Here is a 6,264-nt window from a genome sequence, read left to right as displayed (position 1 = left end):
GCCATCATGCGTTCATATTATGACTAGACGAACAAAGTAGGGCGACCTGTTTTATGGCCAGACGAACGCAGTAGGACGACATTTATGACCAATCCTGTCATGAATTTCCTTGCTTTGGCGCTGTATCTAAGCGCCGCGGGACTGCTTGGCCTGCGTCTGGCACGCGGGGAAGTGGTGACGGGAAGCGCCAAAATCGGCATTTTGAGCCTCGGGCTCGGCGCGGTCGTGCTGCATGCGACGTTGCTGTACACGCGGCTGTGGCAGGAACATGGTCTGAATCTCGCCCTCACACCGGCGTTCTCGCTCGTGGCCTGTGTCATTGCGGCGCTGTATATCTTTACCTCGATCATTCGCCCGGTCGACAACCTCGGCATCCTTATTATGCCCATTGCCGGCCTGACAGTGCTGGTCGAGTGGCTGTGGCCCGGGCGCATGTCTCTGCCTCTGGCCTCCAGCGCATCGGCGGTGCACATTGTCGTGGCGATCCTGGCCTACAGCCTGATGTGCCTGGCCGCGGCACAGAGTCTGATGCTGCTAATGCAGGAGCGCCACCTGCGGAGCAAGCATCCGGGCGGATTCATCCGCGCGCTGCCACCCATGCAGACCATGGAAAGCGTGATGTTCCAAATGATCGGTTTCGGTTTCGTCCTGCTCACGCTCACGCTGATCAGCGGCTCGTTCTTTGCCGAAGCCATCTTCGGCCAGCCGTTCAAGTTGACTCATCATATGGTGCTGGCGGAGCTCGCGTGGATCGTTTATGCGGTGCTGCTGGTCGGCCGTTGGCGCCTGGGCTGGCGCGGTCGCCCGGCCATCCACTGGACCCTGGGCGGCTTTGCGCTGCTCCTGCTGGCTTACTTCGGCAGCAAGTTTGTGCTGGAAGTCATTCTGCACCGTTAACAGTAAGCCTATTGAGCCAATAACGAATTACTTTAGCGGCTTCGGGAAAAAACGCGGTCCGGTCAAGACTGACTGAAGTTATCCATTATCCACTCTCACTCCGGGAACGATGAACAACCCTGATTCCATTTCCGTCTTGATCATCGAGGACAACCGGGACTTGGCGGCGAATATCGCCGACTACCTGGACGAGCGGGCTTATTTGACCGAAGTGGCGCTGGACGGGGTGACCGGACTGCATCTGGCCGTTACCAATCGTTATGACGCGATCGTGCTGGATATTATGCTGCCGGGGATAGACGGGTTGACGTTGTGCCGCCGCCTGCGGCAGGACGCTCAATCAAACGTGCCGGTATTGATGCTGACCGCGCGCGCCACGCTCAACGACAAGGCGGCCGGTTTCGCGGAGGGCGCGGACGATTACCTGATAAAGCCGTTCGAGTTGCGCGAGCTGGATATTCGCTTGCAGGCCCTGATCCGGCGTTCGCGCATGGGCGAGCGGTCGCAACAACTGAAGGTCGGCGATTTGGAGCTTGATCTCGGCACGCTCGCCTTGCGGCGTTCGGGACGGGCGGTCGAGTTGCCGGCGATGCCGCTCAAGATTCTGAAGCTGCTCATGAAACGGTCGCCGAATGTCGTCTCGCGCCGCGAGATCGAGCAGACGCTGTGGGGCGATTCGCCACCGGATAGCGACGCACTGCGGGTACACATGCACATCTTGCGCACGGCCATCGACCCGCCGGAACTTCCCCCGCTGCTGCGCACGGTGCGCGGCATCGGCTATCAATTGCAGGAACCCGATGCTTCGACCGCATAATCTGCGCCAACGCGTTGCGTTTTTTTTCGCCGGCTTTGGTGCGCTGCTGAGCCTGCTGCTCGTTTTTTTGCTTTATCAAACCGCCCACGATCAGGGACAACGCCTGATCGACGAAACGCTGACGGCGGAACTCGACGACTACATTGCCCGGCGCGAGCGCAATCCGCACTCGCTGCCGCCCTCCACGGTCATGTTGCAGGGTTATGTGCGGGATGCCGCGAGCGCCGGCGATGTTCCCCCCTACCTCACGACGCTGTTGCCCGGCCGGCATGATGTGACGGTGGGCGATCTGTCCTACCGCGCCGCCGTGCTGGATCGCAGTGGCGCACGCTATTACCTGCTCTACGATACCTCTTTGCAGCAGAAGCGCGAGGAGCGTTTTCTCTTTCTGCTGGCGGTGGTGGCGGTAGCGGTGACATTGCTGGCCGCCCTGGGCGGCATTTGGCTGTCGCGCTCCGTAGTCGCGCCAGTGACGGAGCTGGCCGACAAGGTGCACCTCCGTAACCCCGAGGACTGGGACCACCCCCTAGCCGATGATTTTCCCGAGGGCGAGATGGGAGAGCTGGCGCGGGTGTTCGACCGGCATGTGGTGCGCATGCGCGCCTTCATCGAACGCGAGCGCGCGCTGAGCGCGGACATGAGCCACGAACTGCGCACCTCGCTCGCCGTCATCCTGAGCGCCACCGAGATTTTGCTCGAGGACGAAACCCTGACCGAAAAGCAAAAAACGCGCATCGCACGTATCGATCACGCCGCACGGGACATGGGCGAGCTCGGCACCGCGCTGTTGCTGATGGCGCGCGAGGAACAGCTTGTCTCCAGCAGCGGCAGCTGCGCGGTGGCAGGGGTGATCGAGAAGGCGGTGGATAAACACCGCCTGCTGCTGGCCAACAAGCCGGTACAGGTCGAGGTGCACACCGATCCCGCGCTGGAGGTGCCGGCCGATTGCGCGCTGATCGATATCCTCGTCAGCAATTTGGTGCGCAATGCGTTTTCCTACACCGCCAGCGGCACGGTGGTCATCCGCCAGGATGCGCGCGGCCTGAGCATTGCCGATACCGGCAAGGGCATTCCGGGATACGCCGTGGATCAGGTCTTCCTGCGCCATTTCCGCGATATAACGAGCGAGGGCGCCGGCATCGGCCTGTCGCTGGTCAAGCGTATTTGCGACCGCTTCGGCTGGCAGCTGCGGCTTGAAAGCCGCGAAAATTCCGGCACCTCGGTGACTATTTTATTTAATTGAGCAAGCTCCGATTAATTGATTCGAACCGCCAAGGACGCCAGGTTTTTTCGCTTTTTGATATTCAATACTTTTTCTCATGGCGACCTTGGTGGCGTTCACCACCATCGCCGCATGCCGCCGGAGTTCAGTGAGGCTGGACGTTCATCGGCATTGCCGGCGTTACCCGGTGACGTTGCGGAACGATGAATAATTACCTGGCCCTGACCGTCGGTGTTTTTTGCGCTGGAATCGGCGGCGAATTTTTCGTCCGTGGCGTGGTGGGAGTAGCCCGCTGGGCGCGTGTCTCTGCCGGAATCGTAGGCGCAACGGTTGCGGCGTTTGCCACGTCCAGCCCGGAACTCTCGGTTGCCATTACCGCCGCCATGGCCGGAAAACCGCAGATCTCCTTCGGCGATGCCTTGGGCAGTAACGTCGTAAACGTTGCTCTGGTCCTTGCCATTACCTTGCTTATTTCGGGAATTCAATGCCCTCGCGACAGCGTGAAACGCGACTTTCCGATCGCACTGATAACTCCGCTGGTCATCGGCGTTCTCGCCCTTGATGGCGTGTTGTCCCGGTTCGATGGCCTGCTGCTCCTGGGCATGTTCATCGCGTGGGCGGTCGCCGTGACTGTCGAGGCTCGTAAACAGAGAAGCGCCGCCGGGGAAATACTGGGCGAGCGACGCGGGTGGCTGGCAATTATTCTTTGCCTCGCTGGCCTGGTGTTTTTGATCGTTGCAGGCCGTTTCATCGTCGCTGGCGCAAAAGGCATCGCCACATCCTTCGGTATCGACGAATTTATTATCGGGGCAACGGTCGTCGCGATTGGGACCTCTGTGCCGGAACTTGCGACGACAGTGGTTTCCAAGATTCGCCGTCATGACGAGGTGGGGCTTGGAACAATACTGGGCAGCAATATCTTCAATGGTCTTTTTGTCGTTGCGATTGCAGCGGTCATTTTCCCGATATCAATAGATTGGCGAGAGGTAGCGATAGCCTTGGTGTTTGGAATAGTAACCGTGGCGCTTATCTGGCCAGCACGGGGCGGGCATATCGAACGCAGGCGTGGAGTACTGCTGCTCGCCCTCTATATCGTCTACGTAGTGACAATTTTCCGGTTCTAGGCAACGGCGCGAGGCCACGTCTCAGGGGATTCGACGCAGGCGCCCGGCTATCCACTGGACACTGGGCGGTTTTGCGCTGTTCCTGCTCGTCTACTTCGGCAGTAAGTCTGTGCTTGAAATCATTCTGAAGCGATGAGGCTTTGCACCGTTGGCCGGTTCAGTGAGGCTGTACGTTCATCTGCATTGCCGGCGTCGTTTTGTGTGGCGCATGCGGATGCCAGCCCACCACCGCCAGCATGACGAAGAAGCCGATGATGTACGCGACGGCGACATGCCAGCCGCTCTTCAGCCAGGCGCCGACCGACCGGGCTTCCGGAAAAAGATTTGACAAAGCCACGCCGGCGGAAGAACCGAACCAGATCATGGAACCGCCAAAGCCCACGGCATAGGCCAGTCCTCCCCAGTCATAACCCCCCTGCTTGAGAGCCAAGGCGGTGAGCGGAATGTTGTCGAACACCGCCGAGATGAAACCCAGGCCAAAGGCGGTCTGCCAGGAAGCGGCGGGCAGTTTTTCCACCGGCATCATGGATGCGCACAACACCAATGACAGCAGGAATACGCTGCCCTTGACGGCCTCGGGCATGAGGCTCCACTCCGGCTTGCGCAACGGCGCGGCGAGCAGCAGCGCAATCCATACCGCCGCGCCGAGGAACGGGAAGGCATCGGAGAATTCCGCATAGCGGGTGTTGACAATGACATTGGTGCCGATGGCCGCGGCCAGGATCCACACCACAATCGCCACCCGCGCCCAGTCCGCCCGGATGCCGGCGCTGGCATCCTTCTGGATCGGGGCAAAAGCCTGCTGCTGCCGCGCCGCGAACACGCCGAAGAACAACAAGGCCGCAATCGCCGCGGCATAGGCGTGAATAACATCGACGGGATTCACTCCGTCGATCCACATCATGGTCGTGGTGGTATCGCCCACCACACTGCCTGAGCCGCCGGCATTGGAGGCGGCGACGATGGCGGCGAGATAGCCGATATGCACGCGACGGTGGAACACGCTGGCGGCCACGGTGCCGCCGATCAACGCGGCGGCGATGTTGTCCAGAAACGAAGACAGCACGAACACCATCACCAGCAGCATGAAGCCGCCCTTCCAGTCGTCCGGCAACCAGCGCGGCAGTATCTTCGGTATGTGACTTTCCTCGAAGTGGCGCGATAGCAGGGAAAATCCCAGCAGCAGTCCAAGCAGATTGGTCAGCACTACCCACTCGTGTTGCAGGTGACCGAACAGTCCGGACAGGCCGCTGCCGGCATGGAAGCCGGTGACGAGTAGCTTGTAGAGCGTAATCGTGAACAACCCGGAGAGCGCCACCGCCAGAGTGTGATGATGGAACAGTGCCACGCCCAGCAAAGTCAGCGCGAACAGAATGAACTCGACGGGAACGCCAAGCACGGCTGGGGCTTCGGCGGCGTGCGCGGGGGGTGCGAATAACAGGCCGACGGCGAGAAATATCGGCAACTTCGCGGCGGCGGCCATGACCAGGCTCGATCTCATTGGATTGGGTATATTATCTATTTTCATACTCGGAGAGCGACTAATGCATAAGATAATGTTTCCGGTGGATGGCTCTACCGGCTCGGAGAATGCGGCGCGTTACCTGATCGGTTTCGTCAGGGATGTGGGCGCCTTGGAGATTCATATGCTCAATGTGCAGGCCCGGGCCGAAGACTGGGAAGTGAAGCGGTTTCTGCGCGAGGATGAACTCGCCACCATGGCCCGGGAGTACAGCCAGGCGGCCCTGGCTTCCACGAAGGCGATCCTGGATGCCGCCGGCATTGCCTACACGACACACATCGAGCACGGCGAGGTAGCCACGACCATCGCCAGGATGACTCAGGCTCTGGGCTGCGATCAGGTGGTCATGGGCAGCCATGGCCGGGGTGCCCTCGAAGGCCTGCTGCTCGGTTCCGTGGCCACCAAGGTCCTGCACCTGGTAAATGTGCCGGTCACTCTCGTCAAATAGTCCTCCATTAGAGTAATTCCGGGCTTCGATCTCGGCTTATCAAACCTGACTCAACCACTTAATTATGGTGTGCTGGCGTGGACCGTTTACGTGGTGCTGCTGGCCGGTCGCTGGTACCTGGGCTGGCGCGGTCGCCCGGCCATTCACTGGACCCTCGGCGGATTTTTTCTGCTTTTGCTGGCATACTTCGAAAGCAAGGTTGCGCTGGAAATCCTGCTCAAGCGAGGCTGATAC

General features: G+C 60.2%; 7 protein-coding genes. 6 read left to right on the top strand and 1 reads right to left on the bottom strand.

Annotation, left to right across the window (positions count from 1 at the left end):
- The first annotated feature begins 84 nt into the window (after positions 1 to 84).
- The 4 genes from WB402_RS09710 to WB402_RS09695 all read left to right on the top strand — a co-directional run bounded on the left by WB402_RS09710 (position 85) and on the right by WB402_RS09695 (position 4,060).
- On the top strand, positions 85 to 897 hold the full coding sequence (locus WB402_RS09710; protein ID WP_424207325.1) for a cytochrome C assembly family protein: 813 nt from the start codon (positions 85 to 87) through the stop codon (positions 895 to 897).
- A 109-nt stretch (positions 898 to 1,006) separates the two neighbouring features.
- Positions 1,007 to 1,714, top strand: a complete 708-nt coding sequence (locus WB402_RS09705) for a response regulator transcription factor (RefSeq protein WP_424207323.1) — start codon at positions 1,007 to 1,009, stop codon at positions 1,712 to 1,714.
- Complete coding sequence (locus WB402_RS09700) at positions 1,698 to 2,957, top strand: sensor histidine kinase (RefSeq protein ID WP_424207321.1); 1,260 nt, start codon at positions 1,698 to 1,700, stop codon at positions 2,955 to 2,957. The genes WB402_RS09705 and WB402_RS09700 overlap by 17 nt, the downstream gene beginning before the upstream one ends.
- A gap of 182 nt (positions 2,958 to 3,139) precedes the next feature.
- Positions 3,140 to 4,060 carry a calcium/sodium antiporter gene (locus WB402_RS09695; RefSeq protein WP_424207319.1) on the top strand — a complete coding sequence of 307 codons (921 nt, stop codon included), beginning with the start codon at positions 3,140 to 3,142 and terminating at the stop codon, positions 4,058 to 4,060.
- Positions 4,061 to 4,217: 157 nt separating this feature from the next.
- Here the strand turns inward: WB402_RS09695 and WB402_RS09690 are convergent, their stop codons facing one another.
- Positions 4,218 to 5,543, bottom strand: coding sequence for a citrate transporter (locus WB402_RS09690; protein ID WP_424207317.1), 1,326 nt, complete (start codon positions 5,541 to 5,543; stop codon positions 4,218 to 4,220).
- Between the two features lie 61 nt (positions 5,544 to 5,604).
- Here WB402_RS09690 and WB402_RS09685 point away from each other — a divergent pair, with 61 nt between their 5' ends.
- Both WB402_RS09685 and ccsA read left to right on the top strand, forming a co-directional pair.
- Entirely contained in the window at positions 5,605 to 6,030 is a 426-nt protein-coding gene (locus tag WB402_RS09685) for a universal stress protein (protein WP_424207315.1), read from the top strand.
- 69 nt (positions 6,031 to 6,099) lie between these two features.
- Positions 6,100 to 6,261 (top strand): cytochrome c biogenesis protein CcsA, encoded by a 162-nt coding sequence (gene ccsA, locus WB402_RS09680; protein ID WP_424207313.1) that lies wholly within the window; start codon positions 6,100 to 6,102, stop codon positions 6,259 to 6,261.
- Positions 6,262 to 6,264 lie beyond the last annotated feature (3 nt).

Source organism: Sulfuricaulis sp., from assembly GCF_049587675.1.
Taxonomy (GTDB): Bacteria; Pseudomonadota; Gammaproteobacteria; order Acidiferrobacterales; family Sulfurifustaceae; genus Sulfuricaulis.
Note: the sequence above shows the minus strand (reverse complement) of the source record. Positions and strands in the feature narration are given on the sequence as shown.